The organism is Arthrobacter sp. UYEF3, from assembly GCF_040546245.1.
GTDB lineage: Bacteria > Actinomycetota > Actinomycetes > Actinomycetales > Micrococcaceae > Arthrobacter.
In genome coordinates, this window is sequence record NZ_JBEPNK010000005.1 from 105118 (window position 1) to 118919 (window position 13802).

13 protein-coding genes are annotated in these 13802 nt (G+C 67.6%); 4 read left to right on the forward strand and 9 right to left on the reverse strand.

The window, feature by feature from the left end:
* Window positions 1-29 precede the first annotated feature (29 nt).
* The gene (locus ABIB14_RS05290; RefSeq protein WP_354234607.1) at window positions 30-2606 is read left to right on the forward strand and encodes an ATP-dependent DNA ligase; all 2577 of its coding nucleotides are present in this window, start codon (window positions 30-32) and stop codon (window positions 2604-2606) included.
* Window positions 2607-2677: 71 nt separating this feature from the next.
* Here ABIB14_RS05290 and ABIB14_RS05295 read toward each other — a convergent pair whose 3' ends face one another.
* The 3 genes from ABIB14_RS05295 to uriH are packed head-to-tail and all read right to left on the reverse strand — an operon-like array spanning window position 2678 to window position 6032.
* Window positions 2678-3643, reverse strand: coding sequence for a ribokinase (locus tag ABIB14_RS05295; RefSeq protein ID WP_354234609.1), 966 nt, complete (start codon window positions 3641-3643; stop codon window positions 2678-2680).
* Between the two features lie 2 nt (window positions 3644-3645).
* Complete coding sequence (gene uriT / locus ABIB14_RS05300; RefSeq protein WP_354234611.1) at window positions 3646-5070, reverse strand: uridine transporter UriT; 1425 nt, start codon at window positions 5068-5070, stop codon at window positions 3646-3648.
* Window positions 5067-6032: a uridine-preferring nucleoside hydrolase UriH gene (gene uriH / locus ABIB14_RS05305; protein ID WP_354234613.1), complete on the reverse strand. Its 966-nt coding sequence runs from the start codon at window positions 6030-6032 to the stop codon at window positions 5067-5069. The genes uriT and uriH overlap by 4 nt, the downstream gene beginning before the upstream one ends.
* A gap of 310 nt (window positions 6033-6342) precedes the next feature.
* On the opposite strand from uriH, the gene ABIB14_RS05310 reads away from it, so the two are divergent.
* The gene (locus ABIB14_RS05310; RefSeq protein ID WP_354234795.1) at window positions 6343-7338 is read left to right on the forward strand and encodes a LacI family DNA-binding transcriptional regulator; all 996 of its coding nucleotides are present in this window, start codon (window positions 6343-6345) and stop codon (window positions 7336-7338) included.
* A gap of 384 nt (window positions 7339-7722) precedes the next feature.
* On the opposite strand, the gene ABIB14_RS05315 is transcribed toward ABIB14_RS05310, so the two are convergent.
* Window positions 7723-7980: a hypothetical protein gene (locus ABIB14_RS05315; RefSeq protein WP_354234615.1), complete on the reverse strand. Its 258-nt coding sequence runs from the start codon at window positions 7978-7980 to the stop codon at window positions 7723-7725.
* Window positions 7981-8167: 187 nt separating this feature from the next.
* A complete protein-coding gene (locus ABIB14_RS05320) occupies window positions 8168-8401 on the reverse strand; it encodes a hypothetical protein (protein WP_354234617.1) in 234 nt (77 codons plus the stop codon).
* A 376-nt stretch (window positions 8402-8777) separates the two neighbouring features.
* Between ABIB14_RS05320 and ABIB14_RS05325 the strand changes: the two genes are divergently transcribed.
* Entirely contained in the window at window positions 8778-10367 is a 1590-nt protein-coding gene (locus tag ABIB14_RS05325) for an MFS transporter (protein ID WP_354234619.1), read from the forward strand.
* Between the two features lie 111 nt (window positions 10368-10478).
* On the opposite strand, the gene ABIB14_RS05330 is transcribed toward ABIB14_RS05325, so the two are convergent.
* The 4 genes from ABIB14_RS05330 to ABIB14_RS05345 form a co-directional block, all read right to left on the reverse strand.
* Window positions 10479-11267 carry an SDR family NAD(P)-dependent oxidoreductase gene (locus ABIB14_RS05330; protein ID WP_354234621.1) on the reverse strand — a complete coding sequence of 263 codons (789 nt, stop codon included), beginning with the start codon at window positions 11265-11267 and terminating at the stop codon, window positions 10479-10481.
* Window positions 11268-11300: 33 nt separating this feature from the next.
* Window positions 11301-11987, reverse strand: a complete 687-nt coding sequence (locus tag ABIB14_RS05335; RefSeq protein ID WP_354234623.1) for a hypothetical protein — start codon at window positions 11985-11987, stop codon at window positions 11301-11303.
* An 82-nt stretch (window positions 11988-12069) separates the two neighbouring features.
* Complete coding sequence (locus ABIB14_RS05340) at window positions 12070-12414, reverse strand: GNAT family N-acetyltransferase (protein WP_354234625.1); 345 nt, start codon at window positions 12412-12414, stop codon at window positions 12070-12072.
* Between the two features lie 16 nt (window positions 12415-12430).
* Entirely contained in the window at window positions 12431-12655 is a 225-nt protein-coding gene (locus ABIB14_RS05345) for a hypothetical protein (RefSeq protein WP_354234627.1), read from the reverse strand.
* Window positions 12656-12865: 210 nt separating this feature from the next.
* On the opposite strand from ABIB14_RS05345, the gene ABIB14_RS05350 reads away from it, so the two are divergent.
* Window positions 12866-13717 carry an SGNH/GDSL hydrolase family protein gene (locus tag ABIB14_RS05350; protein WP_502909611.1) on the forward strand — a complete coding sequence of 284 codons (852 nt, stop codon included), beginning with the start codon at window positions 12866-12868 and terminating at the stop codon, window positions 13715-13717.
* Window positions 13718-13802: the final 85 nt, after the last annotated feature.

Here is a 13802-nt window from a genome sequence, read left to right on the forward strand (position 1 = left end):
ACACCAGAGCCGCACGGAGGTGAAGTGTTTTGGCCGAGAGTAGGAAACGCGTCCGGGTTGACGGCAGGGAACTGGTGGTGACCAACCTGGACAAGATTATGTACCCGGAAACGGGGACCACCAAGGCCGATGTCCTCGCTTACTACGCCGCGGTGGCGCCGGCGCTGATCCCCGCGGCGGCGAACCGGCCCGCCACTCGGAAGCGTTGGGTGCACGGCGTGGGAACCGCCGCGGCGCCGGGCGAGATGTTCTTCCAGAAGAATCTGGACCACTCCACGCCGGGCTGGGTGCCGCGCGCCTCCATCAAGCACAAGGAACGCAGCATCCAGTACCCTCTGGTCAACGATTCCGCGACGCTCACCTGGCTGGCGCAGATCGCGGCCCTGGAGATCCACGTGCCGCAGTGGCGGGTGGACCCGCACGGCAACGCCCTGCCGCCGGACCGGCTGGTGCTGGATCTGGATCCCGGTGACGGCGCCGGTCTGGCCGAGTGCGTGGAGGTTGCCATGCTCGCCCGCGGCATCCTCCAGGACGTGGGCCTGGAGCCGGTACCTGTGACCAGCGGCAGCAAGGGCATCCACCTCTATGCCGCCCTGGACGGGACGCAAAGCTCGGACCAGGTCTCGGATTTCGCGCACGAACTGGCCCGGGCGCTGGAGGCGGACCACCCGGAGCTGGCCGTGAGCGACATGAAGAAGACCCTGCGCTCCGGCAAGGTGCTGGTGGATTGGAGCCAGAACAGCGCCGCGAAGACCACCATCGTGCCCTACTCGCTGCGCGGCCGGCTCCGGCCTACCGTGGCGGCCCCGCGGACCTGGCGCGAGCTCGGCTCCCCTTCGCTGCACCAGCTCGACTACCAGGAGGTGATGAAGCGGGTGAAGGCCGGCAAGGACCCCTTCGCCGTCATCTCCGGCGGCGCGCAGACCGGCGCTCCCGCGGCCGCCGCCGACGGCGCCCCCGCGGCGCGGGGATCGCAGCGGCCCGCGAGTAACGGCGGCGACGGGGGCCGCACCGACCCCCGGCTGGAAAAGTACCGCACCAAACGGGACGCCGCTGCCACCCCGGAGCCGTTTACGGCGGAGCAGCACCTCAGCAGGAACGACGGCGGCACGCTCCGGGAGAGTTTCGTCATTCAGGAACACCACGCCAGCCGGCTGCACTACGACTTCCGACTCGAGCGAGATGGGGTGTTGGTGTCCTGGGCGCTCCCCAAGGGCGTCCCCGCCGCCAAGGCCAAGAACCACCTCGCGGTCCAGACCGAGGACCATCCGATGGACTACGCGGACTTCGAAGGCAGCATCCCCAAGGGCCAGTACGGCGCCGGCACTGTCAGCATCTGGGACCGCGGGCACTACGAGTGCGAGAAATGGGTCGCGGGCAAGGAAGTCATCGCCACCCTCACCGGCCAGGAGGGCGGCGGCCTGGGCGGTGTCCGGAGGTTCGCGCTGATCCACACCGGCCAGGCCGGCGACCAATGGCTTATCCACCTCATGGACGCCCCGGGTGCGCGGGCGGCCCACCCGGCGACGACGGCGAATCGTCCGGCAGGTGCTGCGGGTGCCCCGGGTGCGGCGGGTCCGGCCGCACCGGGCGTCGGCCAAGGAGCGGTCGGCCGCCCTGCCGCGGACGCCGCCCCGGCCCCGGGACAAATCGCGCCGATGCTAGCCAGCGCCGGAACCAGGGCGGACCTGGCGGACAAAGACTGGCTGTTCGAACTTAAATGGGATGGCGTCCGGGCCCTGGTCCTGGGCGACGCGGACCGGATCCGTTTGATCAGCCGCAACGGCAACGACATGTCCGCCAGCTACCCGGAACTCACAGACCGGGCCTGCTGGCCGCCGCAGGACTTCGCCGCCGACGGCGAGATCATCGCCGTCGGGCCGGCCGGCCGGCCCGACTTCGGGCTGCTGCAGGGACGGATGAAGCTGAGCAGGCCCGCCGACGTAGCGAAGGCGCAGGCCGCCACTCCGGTGCGGCTGATGCTCTTCGACCTGCTCACCGAGGACCGCCAAGACCTGCGCCCCAGCCCCCTGAAGGAGCGCCGGGACCGGCTCGAATCATTCCTCACCGGGATTCGGGGCGGCGGCTGCCCGGTGGAACTCTCCGAGGTGATCGACGCCGACGTCGGGCACATCCTGGCGAGCGCCGAGGAGCTAGGACTGGAGGGCGTGATGGCCAAGCGCGTCGACGGGCGCTACGTCGGGCAGCGGAGCCGTTCCTGGCTCAAGCTCAAGTTCGAGAAGACCCAGGAGGTGGTGGTCGGCGGCTGGCGCCCGGGCAACGGCGGCCGCCGCGACTCGGTCGGGTCGCTGTTGCTGGGCATCCCGGACGGGCCGAAACTGCGCTATGTGGGCCGGGTGGGCAGCGGGTTCAGCACCCGGGAACTCAAGGAACTGCGCCAACAGCTCGACGCAATGCCGCGCAAGACGTCGCCGTTTGCGGACGTGCCGGCGGAGGACGCCTCGGATGCGCGGTGGGTGAGCGCCAAGCTCGTCGGCGAGGTCACGTTCGGCGACTGGACCGGAGGAGGGAAGCTCCGGCACCCGGTCTGGCGCGGCTGGCGCCTGGACAAGGCCCCGTCGGACGTCGTCGTCGAACAGCTGTAACGTCGAACAGCTGTAAGGTCGAACAGCGGTGAGGGCCCGCCGAGGCGGGCCCTCACGATCAGTTACGGGGTCTAGCGGAAGTTGCTAAGCTCGGCCGCCGTGGGGTAGGCGGTCTGGGTGCCCCTGCGGGTGGCTGCCATGGCCGCGGCCACGGAAGCGTAGCGGGCGGCGTCCACCAGTGCGTCCCCGGCGGCCAGGCGCGCGGCGACGGCGCCGGTGAAGGCATCCCCGGCGCCGGTGGTGTCTACGGCATCGACCCGGGTGGGCGCAATTCGCACCACCGGAGTGCCGGCGGAGGGGTCCAGCACCACCGAGCCCTGTGAGCCCAGCGTCACCAGCACCTGCGCCAGCCCGTGCGCGGCAAACTGCGCCACGGCGGGCTCCCATTCGGCTTCCGGGGCCTCCGGCGACGGCAGCTCAAAGCCGCCAAGGAACTGCGAGGCCTCGTGGGCGTTGACCAGCAGCACGTCCGTCAACCCCGCCAGAGCCTCCGGAATCGGCGCGTACGGTGAGAGGTTCAACAGCACCCGGGCGCCGGCGTCGTGCCCGGCCTGCGCTGCCGCCTGTACGGTCTCCAACGGCACCTCGAGGCACAAACCGACGACGACGGCGCCGTCGAAGGCCGCCCGGTCCACGTGCGCCGGCGCCAGCGTTCCGTTGGCGCCGGCGGCGATGATGATGGAATTCTCACCGGCCGCGTCCACGGAAATAACGGCGACGCCGGTGGGCGCGTTGGTCTGCCTGACACGTGTGACGTCCACGCCCGCGCCGGCCGTGGAGGCCAGCAGCATGGCGCCGTTGTCGTCCACGCCCACCGCACCGATCAGTGTGACATTGCCGCCCAGCCGCGCCGCGGCCACGGCCTGGTTAGCGCTCTTGCCGCCCGGATTCACGGCAAAGCCGCTGCCGTGCAGCGTTTCGCCCGGCAGCGGCAAACGCTCGGTGTAGATGGTCAGGTCCGCGTTCAGGGAGCCCACCACCACAATGCGGCCGGCGTTAGCGGCGCCGGTGGGTGCATTCACGGTCGGTGCGTTCACGGTTACTGTGCCACCTCGGCCTCAACCGGCTTGGGGATCAGCATCGAGGCGCCGAGCGCCAGGGCCGTGAGCACCAGGGCCACCACGACGGTGACCAGGTAGGAACCCGTGCCGCCCATGGAGCCTGCGGCAGCCAGTACGGCCGGCAGCACCAGGAAGCTCAGCCCGGCGCCCAGGTTGAAGGCTCCGGCATTCATGCCCGGCAAGAACCCCGGATTGCCCTGCGGCGAGAGCACCACACCCAGCCCGTTGAGCATGATGTTCACGGTGCCGGCGTACATGATGCCCAGCAGCACGGTGCCGGCGACCATCAGCCCCAGGTTGTGCAGGCCAAAGAAGCCGATGATGGCCAGTGCCACCAGCGAGCCCGCCATGCCGATGCGCAACACGCGGGTGTAGCCCAGCACTGGAGCCAGCCGGCCAGTGATCGGGCCGAAGACCCAGCCCAGCAGCGCGTACGGGGTAAGGATCAGCAGGGACATCTCCGTGGCGCCGATCCCGAAGCCGGGGTCCGCGGCCTGCACGAAGGCGGGCACAATGCCATTGATGACGGCGAAAATGCCCGTCATGGTCAGCGTGGTGGTCAGCAGTGGAGCCCAGGTGGCGCGCTGGCGCAGGTGGGCCACCGCCACCATAGGGTGCTTGGAACGCCTTTCCGTGTTCCAGAACAGTGCGAAGGCCACGACGGCGGCGGCCGCCAGGCCCACGGACCAGGCAAGCGTTGCGGCAGAGAAGCCGGCCAGAAGGGCGGAGGCCTGGTTGAGCGCGGTCAGCAGGGCACCGACGGCCACCACAATGAAGAACACACCCGCCCAGTCCATCCGGGTGCCCTCGCCCGGCTTGCTTTCGCCGGCCAGCCAGACGATCAGGGCGGTGGCGACCACGGCCAGGGCCACCATCAGCCAGAAGATGCTGCGGAAGCCGTAGTGCTCGGCGAAGTAGCCGCCCACGAAGGAGTCGACGCCGGCGATGCCGCCGTTGACGGCGGTGATGAGGCCCATCAGCACACCGTATTTTTTCGGCTCGCTGACGGCCGAGCGCAGCATGATCAGGCACAGCGGGACGGTGGGGCCGCTGACACCCTGGATGATGCGGCCCACGAAGAGCCAGCTGACGTCGGGGGCCAGGGCGGAAATCACGGAGCCGGCGGCCATCAGGATCATCATGATGACGAGGATCTTCTTGCGGCCCACGATGTCGCTCAGACGCGGAAGGAAGAGCGAGAACAGCGCCGCGGCGGTGAAGAAGGAGGTCTGGGACAGCCCGATGACGGCCTGGTCCGCATTCAGCTCCCGGCCCATGGTGACCAGGGCGGGGCTGAGCATGGAGGCGTTGAGCTGGAACGCGACGCAGGCGGCCAGCAGGGCCGTTATCAGCGCCGCGACGTTGGCGGTGCCTGACGTGGAGCGGGTCAGGGAGCTGCTCACAGGTCAACCTCCCCGATGCGCACGAGGGCGTCCGTGACCAGGTTCCAGAACTTGGCATGGTCCAGGTCCACGGCCACGGAGGTGTGGCAGCCTTCCGGTGCCGGGGCGCGGAAATCGGCCACGGTCATGCCAAGGGTGAGCGTTCCGGTGAGCTCGATGTCCACCGGTACCTTGCGGGTGGTCATGACAGTCGGGTCGATGACGTAGGCCACGGCACAGGGGTCATGCACCGGTGGGTAGTCAAAGCCCTGGGCGTCCTTGTAGGTCTTGGTGAAGAACTCCATCAGCTCCATCACGAACTTGGCCGGCTTGGTGCCGACGGCCTCGATCTGCGCCACCACCTCGGGGGTGGCGAGCGCCTGGTGGGTCAGGTCCAGGCCGACCATGACAACGGGCCACTTCTCGTTGAAGACGATGTGGGCGGCTTCGGGGTCGATTTTGATGTTGAATTCGGCGACGGCGCTCCAGTTGCCCACGTGGTAACCGCCGCCCATCAGGACAACTTCCTGCACGCGTTCAACGATGCGCGGCTCCTTGCGGGCCGCCATTGCGATGTTGGTCAGTCCCGCGGTCGGGACCAGGGTCACCGTGCCGGGCGCTTGGGCCATGATCGTCTCAATGATGAGGTCGACGGCGTGGCGCGGGTCCAGGGTGATGGTCGGCTCGGGCTGGTCCGGCCCGTCCATGCCGGAGTCGCCGTGGATGTCCGGCGCTGTTTCGATTTTCCGCACCAGCGGGCGGTCGCAGCCTGCAGCGAAGGGAACCCCGGTGATGCCGGCGATGGTACCCACGGCCAGGGCGTTGCGGGTCACCTTTTCCAGCGTCTGGTTGCCGACCACGGTAGTCACGGCCAGTAGGTCGATGTTCGGGTTGCCGTGCGCCAGCAGGAGGGCGACGGCGTCATCGTGGCCGGGATCGCAGTCCAAAATAATCTTGCGCGGCTTACCGGATGGGACAGTCATGATTACTCCACGTCTTTGGGGTTTCTGCACGGGCATGCAGAGTCAGATATAAAAAGTGTGGCACCGCACCGCCGTCGCGTCAAGCGCTTAACGAGGATGTGGGTTAAACGCTTGATGCCATATTCTGTGCGGAAGGCGCCGAGACGGATAGCATCGAGGCATGCGGTCCAACGACGAATCCATTTCCCCACTGCACGCCATCCCCGTACCCGCCCGCGCGGGCACAAACGCAGCGGGCGGCAACGCCGCGGGTGCCAACGCCGGGGGCGGGAGGCGGGCCGGGAGGACGGGCGGGCGGGTCACGGCGGCCATGGTGGCGGCTCGGGCCGGCGTCTCCAGCGCGACCGTCTCCCTGGTGGCCAACGGCAAGACCGAGGGCCGCGTTTCGGCGGACAAAATCACCCGCGTCAGCCAGGCGATCGAAGAGCTCGGCTATGTGGTGGACGGCATCGGCAGCTCGCTTGCCCGCGGCGGCAGCAATTTGGTCATTCTGGTGGCCCCCGACCTTGCCAACCCCTTCTTCGCCAAGGTGATCGCCGGCGTCCGCACCGCGCTGGGCGGGGACTACCAGCTGCTCCTGGCGGTCAGCGAGCCCGGCCAGCTACCCACGCCGGAGGAAGTCCGTGCGCTGATGTCGCTGCGGCCAGCCGGGCTGCTGGTGGATGCCCCGGATGCAGCGTTCCTGGACCGTCTGCACAGCACTGCCCCGGTAGTCCTGCTGGACGCGCCCGGGGTCGGCGGGTACGCGCCGTCTGTGAACCTTGACGTCGGCCACGGTGCCCGCGAACTCGCAAAGCACCTGGCGAGACTCGGGCATGTGCGGGTGGCCTATTTGGACAGCACCAGCGGGACGGCCACGTTCCGGGTGCGGCGGGAGGCGTTTCTGGACCAAGCCGCCGCCAGCGGCATCCAGGTCCCCGACGGCGCCATCGCCAGCACCCCTATCGACGTCGGCGCCGCGGCCGCCGCCTTTGCCGGCTCGTGGGCTGCCTGGCAGCACAACGGGGTCACCGCCGTCGTCTGCTGCACTGACACGCACGCCTACGGTGTGCTGCAGGAGGCTCGGGTTGCCGGTATCGGGGTCCCGGAGCGGCTGGCAGTGGCCGGATTCGACGATCTGCCCTATTCGGCAACCAGCAGCCCGGCTCTGACGAGCGTGCACCTGCCGGCGGCGGCCCTCGGCGAACAAGCGGGATGGGCGCTGAAGGAGCTGATGCGCGGCGGGGTGCTCACCGAACCGCTACGGACCCTGGCCAGCACGCTCATCGAGCGCGCGTCCACTACCGGCCAGGCGGACCGTACCTAGCAGTCACTTTCGTCAATTGATGGGGAGGGCTTAATCTGCCGGCTTGATGGGTGGCCCGAACCCAGGGTCTCGGGAGGACATGCACATTCTTCGCACCCGGGATCGGGCACAACCGGCCTATGCCCATCCACCAGACCCAGCGCCGGACATGTCCCCGGGAAGCTGAGGACCGGTAGCAAGGCCGCTCCGCAGCGGAGGCCGGGTCTTCGCACGGCGAGGTCCACTCTCCGGGAGGACATGCCCAGTCTTCAGGTCAGGGATTGGGGATAACCGCAATATGCCCATCCGTCAGACCCAGCGCCGGACATGTCCCCGGGACGGGAGGACCGGTACCAAGGCCGCTCCGCAGCGGAGCCCGCCCGGAAATAGTGCCGGCCCATGGTCCTAGGAGGAGTGCGGGAGGTCCGGTTTGCCGGTCCGGTGGACCGCGTTTACCGCGGCTTCTTGGCCCGCCCGGCCGTGTCTGGCGTCGTGTTCCTTGGGGTGGCGGTGTTTGCCGCTGCCGTCAGGCCACTGCTGGTCCTCGGAGGCCGGGGGCGGAAGGTGATGCGTGGGTTCGGGTCCAGGGGCCTCGTCCATGGTTTCGGCCAGATGGCTGGCCACCTCAGGCTCGATCCCGTCTCCGGAGTGGTGTACCGCCATTGCTCGTCCTTTCCACTGTGCCAACTATCGACTGTGCCGACCAACCGCTGTGCCGACTAACCACTGTGCCGACCAACCGCTGTGCCGACTAACCACTCAGCCGACTAACCACAGAGCCGACAACGAGGTGCCGTGAAACGAAGTGTTGATCCATCGTAGGTCGGCCGGGAGTAGATGTCTGCAGCAGCTACCAGCGAACCTTTTTCTCCGCCGGACCCTGCTTTCCGCTTGCGTGCGTGGGCTTGTGGCTGTGCCCGACGCTCTGCGATGAGGCACCGCCCCGTGATTTGCTGGCGAGCATCTCCTTCTGCGCCTCGGTCAGGCGGGATTTGATGCCCTCGCCGGCGGACTCGGCTGCGGGCTGCTTCGCTGCGTCTTTGACCTCTGCATCGCTGCCGATATTAGTGTCGTTGTCGGTCATGAACGCTCTCTCCTTGTATGGCCTGGCGGGCCGGCTTCATTCCGGCACCCGGGTGGATCCACTTTATGCGGCATGGGACCCCTTGAACACCCTCGGCCCGGCGTTCCCAGGGCAGCAATCCGGGCCGGAAACCGGCCGCCGGACGGCGTCGGCGGAAAAATTTTGCAAGTTCGCAACGAATGCCTCCCGTTCCCAGCAGCCAAGCGGTCAAAGCGGGGAAAATAAATCCTCGAATGGGGCCGGATTGGACCAAAAACCCGGTCATGATACGGCACTGAAATCGGAAAATCCATAGAAACCGCGTAAAATTGAAAGCCTGCCCGGAGCGGGGCAGCTACAAGTCGCAAGCAAATGACCCTCCCCAGGAGTTGCCCAAATGCCCAAAGACCGAAGCACGACAGACTCTTCCGCTGACGTTTTGAATGCCAGCGGAACAAACCAAGGCGCACCTCGCGGCGCCAAGAAACCAAAACTGCGGCGCCGTCGGCTCCGCGAGTCAGACGTCAACATCGTCGACCAGCCAATGCTCAAGAAGGCCCTCAGTGGCACCATCGTGGGTAACACCATGGAATGGTACGACGTCGGCGTATTCGGCTACCTGATCACCACCATGGGCCCGGTCTTCCTGCCCGAAGCGGACAAAAACGTCCAGACCCTCTTCCTGCTCGGCACCTTCGCCGCTACCTTCATCGCCCGCCCCCTGGGCGGCGTCGTGTTCGGCTGGCTTGGCGACAAGGTCGGCCGGCAGAAGGTTCTCGCCGCGACACTCATGATCATGGCGGCCAGCACTTTCGCCGTCGGCCTGCTGCCCGGATACGCCCAGATCGGCATCTGGGCCGCCGTACTGCTGGTCCTGTTCAAGGTGGTCCAGGGCTTCTCCACCGGCGGCGAGTACGCCGGCGCCACCACCTTTGTGAGCGAATACGCCCCGGACAAGCGACGCGGATTCTTTGCCAGCTTCCTGGACATGGGCAGCTACCTCGGCTTCGCGATCGGTGCCGCCCTCGTCTCGGTGCTGCAGCTGACCCTCGGCCAGGACACCATGGAGCAGTGGGGCTGGCGTATCCCGTTCCTGCTGGCCGGTCCTCTCGGCCTGATCGCCGTGTACTTCCGCAGCAAGATCGAGGAATCGCCCCAGTTCCAGGCCACCCTGGACGCCCAGGAAAACCTCTCCAAGGACGCGTCCGCCACTGACACCGCCGCTTCCAAGGGCCCGGTGGGAATCGTGAAGGCCTACTGGCGCGCCATCATCGTCGCGATCATCCTGGTCGCAGCAGCCAACACCGCCGGCTACGCCCTGACGTCCTACATGCCGACGTATCTGACCGAGTCGAAGGGCTACGACCCCGTACACGGCACCCTACTGACGATCCCCGTACTGGTCATCATGAGCCTGTGCATTCCGCTGACCGGCAAGCTCTCCGACCGGATCGGGCGCCGCCCGGTGCTGTGGATTGGCGCCCTGAGCACGGTGGTCCTGGCGGGCCCGGCGTTCCTGCTGATCGGGATCGGCGCGGTCTGGTCCACGCTGCTAGGCCTTTGCCTAATCGCCTTCCCGGTGACGTTCTACGTGGCCAACCTGGCTTCCGCCCTGCCGGCCCAGTTCCCGACGGCCAGCCGGTACGGCGCCATGGGCATCGCGTACAACTTCTCGGTAGCGATCTTCGGCGGCACCACGCCGTTCATAGTTGCGGCCCTCATCTCGGCCACCGGCAACGACATGATGCCCGCCTACTACCTGATGGCCACCTCCGCGATCGGCGCAGTGGCGATCTACTTCCTGAAGGAGTCGGCCCAGATGCCGCTGCCCGGCTCGATGCCGAGCGTGGACACCCAGGCCGAGGCCCGCGAACTGGTCGCGACGCAGGACGAGAACCCGCTGATCGACCTCGAGCACATGGACATGCCGCTCACCGCTGTTGAAAGCAACGACGGCGACGCCGGCAAGGTCCCGGCCCGGGTCTAGTCCGGGGCCCGCCCGGAAGGCCACTCCAGCGCCCCGCCCGTAGAGGCCCGTCGCGCGCGCTTTCCTTAGGGGGAAGCACGCGGGGCGGGTCTTTGGCGTGCCGGCACCCGCCTACTTCGGCCGCCGCGGCGGCCCCGCAACGAACCGGTAGGGAAGCACGCGCGCCACCGCGACGAGGACCTTGTAGCGTTTGCTGGGAATCGATACGGCGCGGCCCTTGTCATTGTCGGCCAGCCCCTCGCGCACCACTTGTTCAGCCCGCAGCCACATCCAGGCCGGGGCCACGGTCTTATCCATGTCCATGCGGTCGTGGAATTCGGTGCGCGTCAAGCCCGGACACACTGCTGTCACCTTCACCCCGTGCCCGGCGTACGCGAGGTTGGCCCAGCGACTGAAGCTGAGCAGCCATGCCTTCGCGGCGGAATACGTCCCGCGGGGCAGGTATGACGCCACAGACGCCACATTGATGACCCGTCCTGAGCCCCGTTGCAGCATCCCCTGGAGTGCGGCATGCGCCAGTTCCATCGCCGTCTCGACGTGCAGCTTGAGGTGGCGTTTTTCCTCGGCGATGTCATTGTCCGCGAATGAGCGAAGCAGCCCGATGCCTGCATTGTTCACCAGGATTTCCACCGGCCGCGCCGGATCACTGAGGCGTTCGACGACGGCGGCCACGCCGACGTCGTCCGTCAGGTCTGCAGTGATCACCTCGGCGCGGACGCCGTAGCGGTTCTCCAGCTCCGCCGCGCTGGCCTGCAGGCGTGCGGAATCGCGGGCCACAAGGACAACGCTGTGTCCCTGTTCGGCCAGCTGGCGGGCGAACTCGGCGCCGATCCCCGCGGTGGCGCCGGTGATCAGGGCAGTGGTGGCTGTGGCAGACCATCCTTCGGCCGCGGTGTTCATAGCCACAGCCTAGCGGCGCCGTCCACCGCGGACTCAGGCCAGGGCCGGACCCGCGGCAAGCTCGTCTTCCGCCGGGCCTTCCCCGGCCCGGTAGCGCTGCTGCAGCTCTTCTGCCGCAAGCTCATACCAGGTGTGGGCCCCGAAGGAGGGGTTGGGAGTGTCCAGGTGTCGGTAGAGGGCATCGGTCAGCCGCGCCAGGGCATCGTCGGACAGCGCCCGCACAGTGGCGGCCGGATCCAGCGTGCCCTCGAGGTAATCTGCGAGCTCCAGGCCCTCGATGAGGTCCGGACTTTCCGCCGTGGCGCTGTGCGTGTCGTCCGGCTCCCGGCTGAGCCCGGCGCCGTCGAGCCGGTCGAGCTCCGCCATGAGCCGGCCGTTAACGATTCCGGGGAGGGCTCCGTCCAGGCCGGCGAGAACCTCGCCGTCGGACCCCACATGCAGCAGGCAGATCGGCAGCTCTGCCGGTTCGTGGAGGAGCAGCCGGAACCCCCCTTGCTGGGATGCAGCAAGCTGCCTGAGGTCAAGTAGGATTTCCGGATCCAGATGGGAGGCGCCGTGCAGGTCGACGCTGACATCCGAGGCCGCAGCAAGTCGGCTGGCGCGGCGCATGATGCGCAGCAACGCGGGGTAGGTTGCCTGTGTCAGGCAACCGGTAACTTCGAGAGTCACGCGTCCGGGATCAGCTTCCACACGGACAAGCACACGCAGTTTATGGTTCACGGGGTACTCCAAAGACTCGTCCTTGAGCCAGCTGCATAACTCACGCTCAACCATACGGAATAGCCGCGCGGCTCACAAGCGATTAGGCCTCGGCGGGCTCATGCTCGGGCCAGTCGATGCACTGGGTGTAGGCGTCATGTTTGCGCAGGTATCGGTAGACGTAGGGGCAGTCCGGGATGATCCGTTTTCCCGAGGCCACCACGTCGTCCAGGGCGAAGTGCACGAGTACCCCTGCTAGGCCCTTTCCGGTGAACTTTTCAGCGGTCTCGGTGTGGATGAAGTCCACGTGGCCAGGCCGGTCGATGTAGCGCACCTGGACCGCAAGCTCGCCGCCAACATGCAGCTCGTAGCGGTGCAGGGCATCGTTGCGGGTGGTGGAGACGTCCGTCGCGAACGTGTCTTCAGTTTCTACCGAGTTCTCCGTCATGGTTCGACATTGGCACTTAACGGCGGGCGTGGCAATGGCAGTCGGGATCCGCCCGGACCGACGGTCCGGCGCCCCGGGCAGGGACGCGGCCCAGCAGCAGCACGGCCAGCGCGAAGCAGGCAGCCCCGCCGCCGAGCAGCCCCGCCGTAAGCCCGTTGAGAGCAGCATCGGCCACCGGGACGAAGTTGCCGGAATAAAGCCGCAGCACCGCAAGCAGACCGAGCGACAGGCTGATCGCCACCCGCCAGCGAGACGAGGGCGGCCAAATTCGGCCGGGCGCACAGGCGTGAATCGCGGCCTGCGGGCTGCTGCCCAGCGTTCCTTTGGGTGGCGGCTGTCTCAAAACTTGCCGCTTTTCCTCCATTGTCGGCCCGGTCGGAGGGAACGCAAGACGAAATCTAGGGACAAAAGGACCTAGCGGCGTCGGCCTTTCCGGCGTATTTCTGGAAAGGTGAACGCGGCCAGCTTTATCAACCCGGCCTTCGCCGGCAACGGTGCCCCCGCAACCGCTCCGGGGCCTTGGAAACGCTACGTCGCACTGGGAGACTCCTTCACTGCCGGCCTTGGCGATCCCGAGCCCCTGAACCCGGGCGGCATGAGGGGCTGGGCCGACCGGATTGCCGAGGAATTCAACGCCGCACGTGGGGATTTTTCCTACGCCAACCTGGCGATTAGCGGCCTCGTACTGCAGCAGATCGTGGACCAGCAACTCGGCCCGGCGATCGCCCTGAAACCTGACCTCGTCACGCTATCCGCGGGCGGAAATGACCTGGTCTTCCACCGCCGCGATCCGGACCGTCTGGCGGTCAGCCTTGAGGAAGCGGTGGCGGCGCTCTCCGCCACCGGCGCGACCGTTGTGCTGTTCACCGGCCCCGACTGGGGCGATACCCCGATCTTCGGCCATATCCGCGGCAAGGTGGCCGTCTTCAACGAGAACATCCGGACCATCGCCGTCCGGCATCACGGCGTAATCGCCGATTTGTGGACGCTCCGGCAACTAAGCGATCCCCGGATGTGGGATCCGGACCGCCTGCACTTCTCCCCGCTCGGCCATCACACAATCGCGAGCATGGTGCTGGACACCCTAAACGTCCCGCACAGCCTGCAACCTCTGCAACCCAAACCGCTACCGGCCGGCAACTGGCGGGAGACTCGGGCCGGAGACCTGGCCTGGGCCACTCATTACCTGCTGCCGTGGATGGTGCAGCGGGTCCGGCCGCGCGGCGGAGAGGGGCCCCCTGCTGCAAAGCGCCCCGAACCGGGCCCCGTCTTCGGCGGACCCGGTGAAGCGGCGTGCCCCTAGCCTGCCCGGGAACTGTCGGCTAACCTTTCGGCACGGCCCCCGGCCGCAAACCGCAACGGTCCCAAGAACGATCACGAGGAGCGAA